Origin of the sequence: Streptomyces composti (assembly GCF_012034205.1) — a bacterium.
GTDB lineage: Bacteria > Actinomycetota > Actinomycetes > Streptomycetales > Streptomycetaceae > Streptomyces > Streptomyces composti.
Genome location: NZ_JAATEM010000042.1, coordinates 38,889 through 53,237, shown reverse-complemented (window position 1 = coordinate 53,237; position 14,349 = coordinate 38,889). Strand labels below are relative to the sequence as shown.

At 71.4% G+C, this 14,349-nt stretch carries 11 protein-coding genes and 3 pseudogenes; 9 read left to right on the top strand and 5 right to left on the bottom strand.

Translation table 11 applies throughout. The annotated features are described in order from the left end of the window. A pseudogene (locus HCJ93_RS27195) lies at positions 1–414 on the bottom strand (hypothetical protein); the annotation flags it as partial. 212 nt (positions 415–626) lie between these two features. On the opposite strand from HCJ93_RS27195, the pseudogene HCJ93_RS30275 reads away from it, so the two are divergent. Both HCJ93_RS30275 and HCJ93_RS27190 read left to right on the top strand, forming a co-directional pair. After that, positions 627–749: pseudogene (locus HCJ93_RS30275) on the top strand (ATP-binding protein); the annotation flags it as partial. Between the two features lie 297 nt (positions 750–1,046). Beyond that, on the top strand, positions 1,047–1,388 hold the full coding sequence (locus HCJ93_RS27190; RefSeq protein ID WP_309141519.1) for a (2Fe-2S) ferredoxin domain-containing protein: 342 nt from the start codon (positions 1,047–1,049) through the stop codon (positions 1,386–1,388). A 205-nt stretch (positions 1,389–1,593) separates the two neighbouring features. On the opposite strand, the gene thiI is transcribed toward HCJ93_RS27190, so the two are convergent. After that, positions 1,594–2,850 carry a tRNA uracil 4-sulfurtransferase ThiI gene (gene thiI, locus HCJ93_RS27185; RefSeq protein ID WP_167998479.1) on the bottom strand — a complete coding sequence of 419 codons (1,257 nt, stop codon included), beginning with the start codon at positions 2,848–2,850 and terminating at the stop codon, positions 1,594–1,596. Between the two features lie 255 nt (positions 2,851–3,105). Here thiI and HCJ93_RS27180 point away from each other — a divergent pair, with 255 nt between their 5' ends. Further along, positions 3,106–4,383, top strand: coding sequence for a sensor histidine kinase (locus HCJ93_RS27180; RefSeq protein WP_167998478.1), 1,278 nt, complete (start codon positions 3,106–3,108; stop codon positions 4,381–4,383). Beyond that, positions 4,371–4,586: pseudogene (locus HCJ93_RS27175) on the top strand (response regulator transcription factor); the annotation flags it as partial. The gene HCJ93_RS27180 and the pseudogene HCJ93_RS27175, both read left to right, overlap by 13 nt. A 649-nt stretch (positions 4,587–5,235) precedes the next feature. Here the strand turns inward: HCJ93_RS27175 and HCJ93_RS27170 are convergent. Beyond that, on the bottom strand, positions 5,236–6,837 hold the full coding sequence (locus HCJ93_RS27170; RefSeq protein ID WP_167998477.1) for an alpha/beta hydrolase: 1,602 nt from the start codon (positions 6,835–6,837) through the stop codon (positions 5,236–5,238). 799 nt (positions 6,838–7,636) lie between these two features. Here HCJ93_RS27170 and HCJ93_RS27165 point away from each other — a divergent pair. Then, positions 7,637–8,317 carry a DNA alkylation repair protein gene (locus tag HCJ93_RS27165; RefSeq protein WP_167998476.1) on the top strand — a complete coding sequence of 227 codons (681 nt, stop codon included), beginning with the start codon at positions 7,637–7,639 and terminating at the stop codon, positions 8,315–8,317. 49 nt (positions 8,318–8,366) lie between these two features. On the opposite strand, the gene HCJ93_RS27160 is transcribed toward HCJ93_RS27165, so the two are convergent. Further along, on the bottom strand, positions 8,367–8,945 hold the full coding sequence (locus tag HCJ93_RS27160; protein WP_167998475.1) for a dihydrofolate reductase family protein: 579 nt from the start codon (positions 8,943–8,945) through the stop codon (positions 8,367–8,369). A gap of 282 nt (positions 8,946–9,227) precedes the next feature. Between HCJ93_RS27160 and HCJ93_RS27155 the strand changes: the two genes are divergently transcribed. After that, a complete protein-coding gene (locus tag HCJ93_RS27155; protein ID WP_167998474.1) occupies positions 9,228–9,734 on the top strand; it encodes a DUF6624 domain-containing protein in 507 nt (168 codons plus the stop codon). Positions 9,735–9,850: 116 nt separating this feature from the next. Here the strand turns inward: HCJ93_RS27155 and HCJ93_RS27150 are convergent, their stop codons facing one another. Further along, the gene (locus HCJ93_RS27150) at positions 9,851–10,639 is read right to left on the bottom strand and encodes a GntR family transcriptional regulator (protein WP_167998473.1); all 789 of its coding nucleotides are present in this window, start codon (positions 10,637–10,639) and stop codon (positions 9,851–9,853) included. Positions 10,640–10,992: 353 nt separating this feature from the next. Between HCJ93_RS27150 and HCJ93_RS27145 the strand changes: the two genes are divergently transcribed. The 3 genes from HCJ93_RS27145 to HCJ93_RS27135 all read left to right on the top strand — a co-directional run bounded on the left by HCJ93_RS27145 (position 10,993) and on the right by HCJ93_RS27135 (position 14,342). Beyond that, on the top strand, positions 10,993–12,267 hold the full coding sequence (locus tag HCJ93_RS27145; RefSeq protein WP_167998472.1) for an extracellular solute-binding protein: 1,275 nt from the start codon (positions 10,993–10,995) through the stop codon (positions 12,265–12,267). Between the two features lie 261 nt (positions 12,268–12,528). After that, positions 12,529–13,515 carry a carbohydrate ABC transporter permease gene (locus HCJ93_RS27140; protein ID WP_167998471.1) on the top strand — a complete coding sequence of 329 codons (987 nt, stop codon included), beginning with the start codon at positions 12,529–12,531 and terminating at the stop codon, positions 13,513–13,515. After that, positions 13,512–14,342: a carbohydrate ABC transporter permease gene (locus HCJ93_RS27135; protein ID WP_167998470.1), complete on the top strand. Its 831-nt coding sequence runs from the start codon at positions 13,512–13,514 to the stop codon at positions 14,340–14,342. The genes HCJ93_RS27140 and HCJ93_RS27135 overlap by 4 nt, the downstream gene beginning before the upstream one ends. Positions 14,343–14,349 lie beyond the last annotated feature (7 nt).

The window sequence follows — 14,349 nt, the reverse complement described above, 5'->3', positions numbered from 1 at the left end:
AGACCGGCCGGGACCCACGGCCCGCGCCGCCTCCTCCAGCAGGGCTCTGGCCTTGGCCTCCGCCCGGTCGTAGCGCTCGGGGAACGCCGACCGCTGGACCTTCTGCGCCGTCTGCCCGGCGGTGAGCCCGGGGAACTGCTGCTCCACGCGCACCGCCCGGACGAAGAACTGCTCCGCGGCGTACGAGACGTTCATGATCTGCTCGGGCGTGCCCCACCCCTGGCTGGGCCGCTGCTGGAAGACGCCGAGCGAGTCGCGGTCGCCGCACGGAAGGTTGTTCATGTGTGACTCGACCCAGCCGGCCTCGAACCCGGCCAGCATCACCTTGTCGGACACGCCGAGCCGGCGGCCGACCGCGTAGACGGTCTTGATGACCTCCGGGTCGTGGGTGGGCGGAACGTGACAAGGACCCATGGTGCGCTTCCTCCTGCCCGGACGCCGACGGCTGCCGGCTCCGCCGATCACTCAATGCTGCCGATCAGTTGCGCAGCGCGTTCACCGACAGGCTTCGCCGCCCGTGGCAGGCCGGTCAAGCCGTGTCTGTCGCCTCTGCGGCCGGGAAACGGGAAACACCTCGTCACCTGCGCACACGCAGGCCGGCCCGCGAGCACCGCCGGGCCGGCCGGATGATCCCTCCCGGCGGCGGCAGTGGCCTCGGCCTGCCCGTCGTCCGCCACCTGCCGGCCGCGCACGGCGGCACCGCCGAGGCGAGCGGCCGACCCGGCGCCGGCTCGGTCTTCACCCTCCGCCTGCCGGCGGCCCGGCACCGGGGGGCGACTGATGGGGCCGTCCGAGACGTGTGCACCTCGCGCGGTCTTCGCGCCACCGCTCCCACCGAGGGCGGGAAGGCCGGGGTGAGCCGTGACCCGAGAGCCAGGAGACTCACGTCGTCGCCACCTCCGTGGACACCGGGGCGGATCTCCCCGGGGAGAGGGTGGTGGTCCGGCGTGCCCGGGACCAGGGGCGACCAGGCGTCCGGAGCGGACGAGGCCTCGACAGCAGGGGCAGGAGCAGGGGCAGGGGCGGACGGGCCAGGGGACTTCGGTGTGCCGTGCCGGATCGTGGTGTGCCGGGACTGCTGCTGCGGCACCGCCAAGGTGACCGGTGTCGACCACGCGGCCCAGACCGCACGCCTGCGCGGCGAGGCGCCGGTGCGCGTCTCGGCCTGCCTGGACGTGTGCGATCAGGCCAATGTCGTGGTCGTGCAGCCGTCCTCCGCGGGGCGGGCGGCCGGCGCCCGGCCGGTGTGGCTGGGGCTGGTCAACGACGCGGACGCCACGGAGGACATCGCCGCCTGGGTACGGGCGGGCGGTCCCGGCGTGGCGCCCTGCCCCGAGATCCTCGACCCGTACGCCTTCACGCCGCCGCGCCGCAGCACGGGCAGCTGAGGGCCGCGACCTGCCCGGGTCAGGCGGTACGGGGAGCCGAGACCGCGATCCGTCCGGATACCGTGCGCGAGCGGTTGAGCACCCGCGGGGCGGCCCGTGCCGCCTCCGCGGGGCAGGCGTGCCGCCTCCGCGGGGCAGACCGTGCCGCCCCGCGGGGCCGCCGCAGGGCCGGACGGTGCGGCACCGCAGAGGAGAAGCTCCCGGATCACACCGGAGCCGGGCTCCGCTCCTCCGTCTCCGCGGCCGCCTCCTCGGCCACCGGCGTGAACACCTGGGCGGATTCCACCATCGCCTCGACGGCTTCCTCCAGGTCGAGCCGCTTCTCCACGGAGTGCAGCTGGGAGAGGCGGGCACGGGTGCTGACCCGGGGCGGGGTCAGCAGGCTGCAGCAGTCCTCGTCCGGCAGGACCGAGATCCCCGCGGTGCCGATGGTGGTCGCCTCGTCGATGATCTCCTGCTTGTCCCAGCTGATCAGCGGCCGCAGCACCGGCAGGTCCGACGCCTCCTCCACGGCCACCATGTTGGCCAGCGTCTGGCTCGCCACCTGCCCCAGGCTGTCGCCCGTCACCAGTGCCTCGGCACCGGTACGGGCGGCCAGCGCGGAGGCGGTGCGCACCATCAGCCGCCGCTGGGCCACCACCTGCAGCCGTCCGGCCCCGGCCACGGCGAGCTGCTTCTGCGCCTTGCCGAGAGCGATCACGTACAGGTTCCCGGGCTGCTGGTAGCGGTTCAGCTCACGGGCCAGGGCGTATGCCTTGTACATGGAGGAGGGGTTGGTGTACGGCGCGCCCGTGAAGTGCACGAAGTCGCAGGCCAGGCCCCGCCGCATGGCCCGGTGCGCGGCCACGGGGGAGTCGTAGCCCCCGGACAGCAGCACCAGCGCGCGGCCGCTGGAGCCGACGGGCAGGCCGCGCAGGCCCGGGATCCGCCGCCAGGACAGGTAGGTCTCCTTGCGGTCGATCTCCACGGCCAGCGTGACGTCCGGCCGGTCGAGGTCCACCCGGAGCCCCGGAACCTGCTCGAGCAGTGCGGCCCCGAGGCGGGCGTCGACCTCGAACGAGCTCAGCGGGAACCGCTTGTTCCGCCGCTTGGTCCGCACGGCGAAGGTGGTGCCCTCGCGGGACCCGCGCAGCACGTCGACAGCCGCCGCCGTGATGGCGTCCAGATCACTGGGCACCCGCACGGCCGGCTCCACCGAACTGAAGCCGATCACCCTGCGGGCCCGCTCCACCAGAGCCTCCTGGGGCACCTGCCCGCCGATGACGGTCACGTTCCCCGCCTTCTTGATCCATGTCGAGCCGCCGATCCCGCGCAGCGCGTACCGCAGATTGTCGTGCAGCTGCTCGGTGAACCGGTGGCGGTTACGGCCCTTGAGGAAGATCTCGCCGTGCTTGAGCAGCACACACGAGCCCGGCGGGCCGTAGGCGCTACGCGCAGCGGCCACACTGCCTTTGTCGGACATGCCAACCTCTCCGAAGTCACAGTCGTCGTCGCAGTGTCCTCCGCACTGCCCATGATGCAGGAGCAGGCAGGACCGCGGTCGGGCACCGGCCGCCGGCCGGCTCTCGAAGCCCATGATCTGAACCGAGAGTGTTCGAGCGCTCACCCGGCGTGCCGTCTCTGCCCGTTGTCCGGCCCGACCGCCGGTCGGCGCCCGGACAGGGTGATCGGTGGACCACGACCACCCGCGGGCGCACGATCCGGAGGACGCACACCTATGACCGTCGCCTTCTGGGAAGCCATGCGGCGGCATCCTCTCCGTTTCGCCTTCTCGCTCTGGCCCCTGCGCTGCTGGGCCTTCCTGCTGAGCGGCACCGTCCTGGGCTTCGCCGTCCTTCTGGTGCTCGCGGCGCTGCTCCTGCTGGGCGTCGGCCTGTCCGTGCTCGGAGTCGGCCTGTTCGTATTGATGACATTCGCGGTCTCCGGTATTCCCGTGGCCGCCCTGGAGCGGCGCCGGTTCCGGCTGGTCCAGCCGGAACCCCTGCTCGATCCCCACGGCTCCCTGCCCGGCACCGGGGCCTGGCCCCGGCTGCGCACCCGGCTGCGCGAGCGGGCCACCTGGCGGGAACCCGGCTACGCCCTCACCCTCGGCGTCGTCTTCACCGCCACGGGGACCGGTTCGGCCGCCCTGCTCGCCCTGCCGGCGATCCTCACGGCGACACCGGTGATCGTGTGGGCGATCGCGCCCGACACGGTCATGCCGGTGCCCGGCAGTCCCATGGCGGAGCCCGTGGCCGCCCTGCCGGGCACCGCCGCGGGCCTGTTCGGGCTGCTCCTCTCCGCCTACCTGGGCGGAGCGCTCACCGGCGCGCAGGTGCGGGTCGCCCGGGCCCCGCTGCCGGCGCGCGACGAGGACCTGCGCTCGCGCGTCATCGAACCGACCCGCTCCCGGGCCCGGTTGATCGACGTCTTCGAGGCGGAGCGGCGGCGCATCGAACGCGATCTGCACGACGGCGCCCAGCAGCAGCTCCTGGCGCTCACCATGACCCTGGGCCTGGCCGAGACGGAGCTGCGGGGCCAGGACTCCCCGGCCGCACCCCTCGTCTCCCGTGCCCGTGACGAAGCCCGCCAGGCCCTCGATCAGCTGCGCTCCCTGGTGCGCGGCTTCCACCCTCAGGTCCTCACCGACCACGGTCTGCCCGCCGCCGTCGCCGGACTCGCCCTGCGCAACCCGGTCCCGGTCACCGTTGACATCGACCTGCCGCGCAGGCTGCCGGCGGCCGTCGAGGCCACCGCATGCTTCACCGTCACCGAAGCTCTGACGAACGCCACCAAGCACAGCGGTGCGGACCGGATCACCGTCGTCGGCCGCCTGCACGACGACACCCTGACCCTGCTCATCACCGACAACGGGCGCGGCGGTGCGGACCCGGCCGCCGGGGCCGGACTGCAGGGACTCGCCGACCGCGTGGCCCTTCTGGAAGGAAGACTCGTCGTGACAAGTCCCGCCGGCGGACCCGCGCAACTGCGTCTGGAGGTGCCGTGCTCCGGGTAGTGCTCGCCGAGGACGCGGTCCTGCTGCGCGCCGGACTCGCGGAGTTGCTGTCCCGCGCCGGACACCAGGTGACGGCCGCCGACGGAACCGCCGGCGAACTGGTGCGCGCCGTGGACGCCGACCGCCCGGACGTGGTAGTCACCGACGTCCGGATGCCGCCCGGCTTCCGCGACGAAGGGCTCAGGGCGGCGCTGGAGCTGCGCGGAGTCACCTCGGCCACCGAGCCGGGATCCGGAAGATACGGCGTCGCCTGACGCACAGTCAGCAGTCCGGCCCGCTCCATCACGCCGACCTCGCTCTGTGCGGAGCCGGTGAGCAGCGACAGGACGAGCGGTGCGACCACGGAGCCGATGACGGCGAACCAGACCGGGACAGCCGGCCCACGCCGCCTCGACGACCGCCAGGCCGCGGCCACCGCCGCGCCGAGATACCCCGCACAGGCACTCTCTCCCCACACCCGGTGCGGCTGCGGCGCCGGGATCAACGAGAAGACAGCGGCCCACACGGCCGCGACCAGGCATCCGGCACACCACAACCACCGTTCCCCGAAGGGGGATCGAGCCCGAAGAGTCAGCACGCGTCCCTTGCATCCGGAGCGTTCTCGCAGGTCATGACAGCCAGGTCGAGACCTGATGGTCGGGTTTACCCGATCTTTTCGGTGCGCTCGGCGGCGATGCGGTCGGCCGTCGGCCGTCGGCCGTGGCCGGCCCCGGAACGCTCGTCTTCGGCCTCCAGATCGTGCCCCGCCCCTGACGCTCCCCGGCACAGCCGAGGGGGGTGAGCGTCAGGGGCGGCAGTTTCCGCAGCGGTGTTCGTCCACCGGCCGTGGGCCGAGGGCGGGTTGGGGCAGGGCTACTTGCCCAGCGGGGACTCGTGTTCGCACACGGTTCCCGGGGCGGGGAGTTCGCCCTTCAGGAGGTAGGCGTCGACGTTGCGCTGGACGCAGGAGTTGCCGGAGTTGTAGGCGCCGTGACCCTCACCCTTGTAGGTGAGTTCGACGCCGACGCCCTTGCCGAGCTGCTCGGCCATGCGTGCGGCGCCCTCGTAGGGAGTGGCCGGGTCGCCGGTGTTGCCGACGAGCAGGATGGGCGGCGCGCCCGGGGCGCGGACGTCGGGGTGCTCGGCCTTGCCGGGGACCGGCCAGTCGGTGCACTCCATGGCACCCCACAGCATCGAGGCGCCGAAGACCGGCGAAGCCTCCTCGAACTCGGCTGCGTGCTCCAGAAGCTGGTCGGGGGTGTAGCGGTCGCTGCGGTCGGCGCAGGTGATGGCGGTCTGCGCGTCCTGCTGGTCGCTCCAGGTGCCGTCGCCGTTGCCGGCGCCCAGGGCCTCGGCGAGGTTGAACAGGGTGTCGCCGTTGCCCTCGGCGAGCTGCTGCAGGCCGACCTCCAGGGCGGGCCAGGCGGTCTCCAGGTAGAGACTCTGGACGACGGCGTCGAGCAGCATCGACCCGGTGAGGGCCAGGTCGTCACCGAGGGGCAGGGGCTCGTCGTCGAGTTCCTCCTCGAATTCCATGACCAGCGCCTCGATCTCCTCGACGCTGTCGCCCAGCGGGCAGCCCTTGCCGGCGCACCACTGGGCGAAGTGCTCGAAGGCGAGCTGGAAGCCCTCGGCCTGCGCCAAAGCCTCCTCGAGCTGGTTCTGTGTGGGGTCGACGACGCCGTCGAGGACGGCCCGGCCGACGTGCCGGGGGAACAAGTGGGCGTAGACGCCGCCGAGTTCGGTGCCGTAGGAGATGCCGAAGTAGTGCAGCTTCCGGTCGCCGAGCAGGTGCCGCAGCAGGTCCATGTCGCGGGCGGCGTCCTCGGTGCCCACGTGCGGCAGGATCCGGCCCGACTCGCGTTGGCAGGCCGCCGCGTACTCCCGCTTGCTCTTCAGCAGCGCGGCGATCTCGTCGTCGCCGTCGTCCGGGGTGTCGTCCTGCTGCATCAGCTCCTGCATCGCCTCGGCGTCCAGGCACGTGACGCCGTTGCTGTTGCCGACGCCGCGCGGGTCGAAGCTGACCAGGTCGTAGCGGCTGCGGAGGCTCTCGTAACTGTCGGCGAGCGCGGGCAGGGTGGCGACTCCGGACTCGCCCGGGCCACCGAAGTTGAACAGCAGGGAGCCGATCCGGTTCTCGGCGGACGCGGTGGTGCGGGCGCGGATCAGGGCGATGTCGATCGTCTCGCCCTCGGGCTTGTCCCAGTCCAGCGGGGCTTTCATGGTGGCGCACTGCCAGCGGGTGCCGTCGGGCAGCGGCTGGGGGGCGTCCCCGCCGCCCTGGAGGGCGGACGGGGCGGAGCAGTTCCTCCAGTCCAGGGACTGCCCCCACACCCGTCCGCTGCCGTCGTCGCTTCCGCCACCCCGGGGCGTGGCGCCGTCACCGGCCCGGCCGCCGCAGGCGGCCAGGGAGGCGGAGAGCAGGACGCACGAGGTGAGCAGGGCAGCAGTGGATATCGCAGGTCTGGTTCGCATGGGCCCAGCCTCTGGCCGGGCCCGACGGGCCGCATGGCCTCGCGGGCATCCGAGGGAACCGGCACCCGGACGGGTGAGGGCCGGACGATACGGGCCCGCCGAAGTCCCCCGAACGCCACGGCCACGGCTCCGGCACCGCGTCCAGCGCCATGCGCCACGTCGGCTCGGCCCCCGTGCCGAACGCGCCGCGAGGGCGTACCCCGGGGTGGCGTCGGGGGGCTCGGGTACGGCGTCGGGCCGCCACTCCACGGTGACGTTGCCGTCGCCGGTGGAGGTGAACCCGGCGAGCCGCCGGCCGTCGCGCAGCAGTCGGCCGGTCTCGTCGCCGGAAGGGATCGAGCGGTGCCGCACGCCCCGCTCGTCGGGGCCGGTGTCCACGCGGTAGGAGCGGCGGGTGAGGAAGCACTTGGCGCGGCGCAGCGGGACAGGCGTGCCGTTCGACCGTCATGGCCGGCCGCCCCGGGGCGCCCGTCCCGATCGGAATGTGCGTCTCCGGCGGGGTGCCGGCCGCCCGGTGGATCTCCACTCGCGGCAGCCCGGCGGCGGCGCACATGTACAAGATAGTCGCAGGTCGAAGGTCCGCCGGGCGCCCCACCCCCCACAGGAAGGTCACCCGGCGGACCGGTCCCGGACGCCGGGGGAGTACCCGGCACGACGGATGACACGCGGGCCGATCCGCACGCCTACCGGGTCAGGCCGATCCGCACCCCTGCCGGGTCGGGGCGATCCGTATCCCTGCCGGGCCCGGCCGCTCCCCTGCGTAGGCTGAGCCCCGCACAGAGGTGGACGGAGGCGAGCCATGGCCGGGACGACGGTGGCCGAGGTGATGGCCGAGCTGGCCGCGCTGGAGGATCCGAGGGCGCGGGCGGTGAACGAGCGGCACGGCGACGACCACGGGGTGAACCTGACCGCCCTGCGCGCCCTGGCCAAGCGGCTCAAGACCCAGCAGGAGCTCGCCCGTGAGCTGTGGGCCACGGGCGACACCGCGGCAAGGCTGCTCGCGCTGCTCATCTGCCGGCCGAGGGCGTTCGAACGGAACGAGCTGGACGTCATGCTGCGCGCGGCGCGCACCCCCAAGGTGCACGACTGGCTCGTGAACTACGTGGTGAAGAAGAGCCCGCACGCCGAGGACCTGCGCGTGGCCTGGCTCGCCGACCCGGACCCGGTGGTGGCGAGCGCCGGCTGGGCGCTGACCACGGAACGCGTGGCGAAGAAGCCCGAGGGGCTCGGCCTGGACGGGCTGCTCGACGTCATCGAGGCCGGGATGAAGGACGCCCCGGACCGCCTCCAGTGGGCGATGAACCACTGCCTGGCACGGATCGGCATCGAGCACCCGGATCATCGGGCCCGTGCTGTCGCCATCGGTGAGCGCCTGGAGGTGCTCAAGGACTACCCGACGTCCCCCGGCTGCACCTCCCCGTACGCCCCGGTCTGGATCGAGGAGACGGTGCGCCGCAAGGAGGCCGCGGCCGGCAGCTGACCTGCGCGGATCCAGCCCTGGAGAGTGATCCGGTGCACGGGCTCCCGGCTCAGCCGTGCAGCGTCGGCCGGTAGACCAGCTCCTGGGTGCGGCCGTCGAGCGTTCGGTGCTCGATCAGCTCCAGGTCGAAGTCCTCGGCGCCCTGGAAGATCGGTTCGAAGCCGGTCCGGCCGGTGATCGCCGGGAAGAGCGTCACCTGGACCCGGTCGACCAGGCCGGCGGCCATCAGCGCCCGGTTCACCGACAGACTGCCGTGCGAGCGCAGCGGCACATCCGATTCCTTCTTCAGCCTCGCCACGACATCGACGGCGTCACCCTTCACCACGGTCGCGTCCGGCCAGTCAAGGGGGCCGTCCAGGGTGTTCGAGATCACCGTGGCCGGCATGTTCCGCATCCGGGTCACCCAGGGGTCGAACAACTCGGAGTCCTCGCCGGCGGTGGCCACCATCTGCGCGAACATCCGGTAGGTCTTGGCGCCGAAGATCATCCGCTGCTGCTGCTCGTACAGACCGAGCCGGTGTTCCAGCAGCTCGGGGCCCTGCTTCCCCCAGTACCCGGTCCAGTCGCCACCGGCGGCCCCGAAGCCGTCGAGACTGGAGAAGACGTCGAAGGTGTAGGTGGCGGCCATGGTGTCCTCCGGGGTGTTCGGATGGCGTCCGTTTTCAGTACGGACCGCCGGTCCCGGTGGAACTCATCGGTGGAAACCGTCGCCCGGTGGCACCCGGACGAGGGGGACGGCCCGGTGCGGAGGGGGTAGATCCATTCTCCCCGCACGCAGGGGCGCCTGTCACCCTTCTCCGGAATGATCTTTACGCCGGTTTTGCCCCCTAGGCTGATCGCCGCCGCGCTGACGGACAGCGGACTGGCGAACCGGAAAACTGCCGGACAGAGCAAGGGAGTTGAAGCCGCAATGGCACATGACCTCGACGCGCTCGCCGTGGAACTGGCCGAGATGGCCGCGGCCGACCACCGTGCGGCGGCCGGGGCGAACAGCGACGACCCCGCCGAGCAGCTGGCCTGGCGCAGGCTCACCGCACGGCACGGCGACCGGCTGAACGAGATCATGGACGAGTACGGCTGGCCCACGGCGGAACGCGTCGGCGAGGAGGCCGCACGCGCGGCCTGGCTGATCGCCCAGCACGCCGACCGGCAGCTCGATGTGCAGCGCCGCGCCCTGCGGCTGCTGGAGCAGGCGGTGGCCCGGGGCGCGGCCGGCCCGCGTGAGCTGGCCTTCCTGCGCGACCGCACGCTGGTCAACGAGGGCCGTGAGCAGATCTGCGGCACCCAGATCGCCGGGGTGGGGGAGGACGGGGTGCCCGTTCCGTGGCCCTGTGTGGAGCCCGAGAAGATGGACGAACGCCGCGCGGAGGCCGGCATCGAGCCCTTCGACGCGTATGTCGCCAGGTTCTCCGCCTGAAACCCCGCGGCACTCCCCGCCTGACCCCCCGCACCCTCTGCCTGAAACCGCGCCGCACTCTCCGGCTGAGAGTCCGCCGAGCGCGCGGGCCGCATGGTCTGCCCGCCCCCGGATGCTCAGGACCCCGGCCGCCGGAGCACCGCGGTGAACCGGTACCTCGACCCCCGGTACACCGAGTGGACCCACTCCACCGGCGTGCCCGCGCAGTCCCGGGAGTGGCGGGACAGCAGGAGCATCGGCAGGCCCACGTCGGTGGAGAGGAGGGCGGCCTCCCTGGGGGTCGCCGGGCACGTCTCGATGGTCTCGTCGGCCTCGGCCAGGCGGACCCCGTACACCTCCGCGAGGGTGGTGTAGAGGGAGGTGTGGCGGCTGAGGTTGCGGCGCAGGCCGGGGAAGCGGGCGTCGGAGAGGTGGGTGGTCTCGATGGCCATGGGCTCGCCGCCGGCCATGCGGAGACGTTCGATGCGCAGCACCTTGGCGCCCGGTTCCACCTCGAGGAGTGCGGCCAGCTGGTCGTCGGCCGGGACGTGGCCGATGTCCAGCACCTGGGAGGAAGGGCTCAGCCCCTGGGCGCGCATGTCCTCGGTGTACGAGGTGAGTTGCAGCGTCCGGTAGACCTTGGGGCGGGCGATGAAGGTGCCCTTGCCCTGGATGCGGTCCAGGCGGCCCTCGCTGACCAGTTCCTGCAGGGCCTTGCGGAGGGTGGTGCGGGAGGTGCGGAACTCCGCCGCGAGGAGCCGTTCGGCGGGCATCGCCGTGCCCGGTAGGCGGGCCTCGGTCATCCGCAGCAACCGCTGTTTGATGCGGTAGTACTTCGGGACGCGGCCGGTGTCGCCGGGCGCCTCCCGTTCGGGTTCACCGCTGCTGACGGCCTCGGTTCTCCCGGTGCTGACGTCCGTGGTCATGACCTGCCTTCCGGCTGGTGTGTCCGGCGCGCGGACGGCAGGGGCCAGCCGCGGTGCACGTCGGCGGACGACCGGGTTCGGCGCCGCACGCTCGGCGGTCCCGTTATAACCGTGCCTCGCCAGTTGGTCTAGTCCAACCCTCGCTGGGCAGGTCATTATGCCCGTGTCTGGGCGGAGTTCGACCCTCCGGATCGCGTGTTCCAGCCGTCACTCACTGGTGATGTGGCGACCCTTGACAGAGCCATAGGTCTAGGCCAAGCTCCCCTTGCTGGTCTAAACCATTTCGAGGAAGCCGGGTCCCAGCCCGCCGAGCGCGTGGGTGTTCTAGGCATTCCTTCAGGGAGGGGTGGCGCGTGAAGCGCAAGCTGATAGCCGCGATCGGTATCGCGGGCATGATGGTCTCCATCGCGGCGTGCGGCGGCGACAGCGGCGACGACAAGAAGGCCGGGGCGGACGGCTGGGCCGGCGAGACGCTCACGGTCTGGGTGATGGACGGCTCCTCGCCGGACCAGTGGCAGAAGGACCTGGCCGCCGAGTTCGAGAAGAAGACCAAGGCGAAGGTCAAGTTCGAGGTCCAGCAGTGGAACGGCATCCAGCAGAAGCTGACCACCGCGCTGTCCGAGGAGAACCCGCCGGACGTCTTCGAGATCGGCAACACCCAGACCCCGGCCTACGCCAAGACCGGTGGCCTCGCCGACCTCGGCGACCTCAAGAAGGAGATCGGCGCAGACTGGACCGAGTCGCTCAACGAGTCGTCCGTCTACGAGGGCAAGCAGTACGCGGCTCCCTGGTACTTCGCCAACCGCGTGGTCCTCTACAACAAGAAGATCTGGGCCGACGCGGGCATCAAGGAGACCCCCAAGACCCGCGACGAGTTCTACAAGGCCCTGAAGACCATCGGTGAGAAGACCGACGCCGAGCCCATCTACCTGCCCGGCCAGAACTGGTACCACTTCGTCGGCCTGGTGATCGGCGAGGGCGGCGAACTGGTCAAGAAGGAGGGCGACAAGTACGTCTCCAACCTCGACGACCCGAAGGTCGCCGCCGCCATGGAGACGTACAAGAAGTTCCAGGCGCTGTCCAAGGCGCCCAAGGACAAGGACGAGGCCACCCCGCAGCAGGGTGAGGTCTTCGCCAAGGGCAAGACCGGCGCGTTCATCGGCATGGGCTGGGAGGCCGGCATCGCCACCAAGGCCAACCCGAAGATCGAGAAGGAGATCGGCTACTTCACGATCCCGGGCGCCACGGCCGACAAGCCCGAGGGTGTCTTCCTCGGCGGCTCCAACCTCGCGGTCGCCGCGGGCAGCAAGAAGCAGGAGCTGGCCAAGGAGTTCCTGAAGCTCGCCCTGTCCGACAAGTTCGAGGGCCGGCTCGCCAAGCTCAACGGCGTCATTCCCAACAAGGAGTCGCTGCAGAGCAACCTCGAGGGCAACGCCCCCGCCGAGGCCGCCGCGCCGGCCGCCGCCGTGGGCGGCACCACGCCGCTGATCCCGGAGTGGGCCGCGGTCGAGAACGAGCCCAACCCGGTCAAGACGTACATGACCGCCGTGCTGAACGGCAAGTCCCCGGCCGAGGCCGCCAAGCAGGTCGAGGACGAGTTCAACAAGCGGCTGGCGCAGCAGCAGTAGCAGCGCAGCAGCTCCGGCCGGGCGGGGGCCGCCACCGGACGGCCCCCGCCCGCGTCGCGTGACACGGCCCGCCCGGCGACCCCGGACAGGGGATCGGCGGTCGCGGAGGCGAGCGGCGCCGCCGGTCCCGGTGCGGGGTCGCCGGGCGGCCGGACGCCGCCGCAGCCGTCCGTGCCGGGTGCGCTGCCGCGTGGGCCGCGTACGCCGCCGCGCGGCGTGCCGCGTGCGCCGCCGAGTACGTCGAGAAGAGAGATCGCGAGCATGACCGTGCAGACCGAACGGCCGCCCTCCGGCCCGGTGGACGTCCGCAAGACGGACGACGAGGGGCCCGGCAGGCCCACCCCGCGAGCCGCGTCGCGCGCCGGCGCGCTCGTCCCGTACCTGTTGCTGCTGCCCGCCTGCGTGGCCACCGTGCTGCTGCTCGGCTGGCCGCTGCTGAAGGACGTGCTGCTGTCGTTCCAGAACCTCAACATGGCGCAGCTGATCCAGCACGTCACCGAGTGGAACGGCATCGACAACTACAAGGAGGTCCTCACCGGGGAGGACTTCTGGCGGGTCACCCTCCGCTCGATCCTGTTCACCGCCGTCAACGTCGCCCTGACGATGGTCCTGGGCGCCCTGGTCGGTCTGCTGCTCGCCCGGCTCGGCAGGCGGATGCGCTTCACCCTGATGATGGGCCTGGTCCTGGCCTGGGCCATGCCGGTGGTCGCCGCCACCACCGTCTACCAGTGGCTGTTCGCGCAGCGCTTCGGCGTCGTCAACTGGACCCTGGACAAGCTCGGCTGGCACTCCATGGCCGACTACAGCTGGACCAGCAGCCAGATGTCGACCTTCTTCGTGGTCACCGTGCTGATCGTGTGGATGTCCGTCCCGTTCGTCGCGATCAACCTCTACGCGGCGACCACCACCATCCCCAGCGAGCTGTACGAGGCCGCCGCCCTCGACGGGGCCGGGAGCTGGCGCAGCTTCACCACCGTCACCCTGCCGTTCCTGCGGCCGTTCCTCTACGCCACGACGTTCCTGGAGATCATCTGGATCTTCAAGGCGTTCGTGCAGGTGTACACCTTCAACCAGGGCGGCCCCGACCGGCTCACCGAGATCCTGCCCGTCTACGCCTACATCGAGGGCGTCGGCAACCAGCACTACGGCATGGGCGCGGCCATCGCCGTGCTCACCATCCTGATCCTGCTCGGCCTGACGGCCTACTACCTGCGGATCGTGCTCAAGCAAGAGGAGGACGAGCTGTGAAGCGCTCGCTCTTCGGCCGCCTGTGGCCCAATGTCACGGCCGTCGTCCTGTTCATCGGCTGCGTCTTCCCCGTCTACTGGATGTTCGCCACGGCCTTCAAACCGACCGGCGACATCATCGCGGAGAACCCGGTCTGGATCCCGGTGGACGTCACCTTCGAGCACTTCCGCACGGCCACCGAGGTCGAACACTTCTGGACGTACGTGACCAACTCGCTGACCGTCACCGTCCTGGCCGTCGCCTTCTCCCTGATCATCGCGCTGGCCGGCTCCTTCGCCCTGGCCCGGATGCGGTTCAAGGGGCGACGCGGATTCATCATCGGCTTCATGCTGGCCCAGATGGCGCCCTGGGAAGTCATGATCATCGCTATGTACATGATCGTGCGGGACGCCTCGATGCTGAACAGCCTGGTGCCGCTCACGCTCTTCTACACGATGATGATCCTGCCCTTCACCATCCTGACGCTGCGCGGCTTCGTCGCCGCCGTGCCCAAGGAGCTGGAGGAGTCGGCGATGGTCGACGGCTGCACCCGGGTCCAGGCGTTCCGCCGGATCATCCTGCCGCTGCTCGCCCCCGGCCTGATGTCCACCTCGCTGTTCGGATTCATCACCGCCTGGAACGAGTTCGCGCTCGTGCTGGTGCTCAACAAGGAGGCCGAGGCCAAGACGCTCCCGCTGTGGCTGTCCAGCTTCCAGACCCAGTTCGGTGACGACTGGGGAGCGACCATGGCAGCCTCGTCGCTGTTCGCCGTCCCGATCCTGATCCTCTTCGTCTTCCTGCAGCGCAGGGCCGTCAGCGGCCTGACCGCGGGCGCCGTGAAGGGATAACGCCACC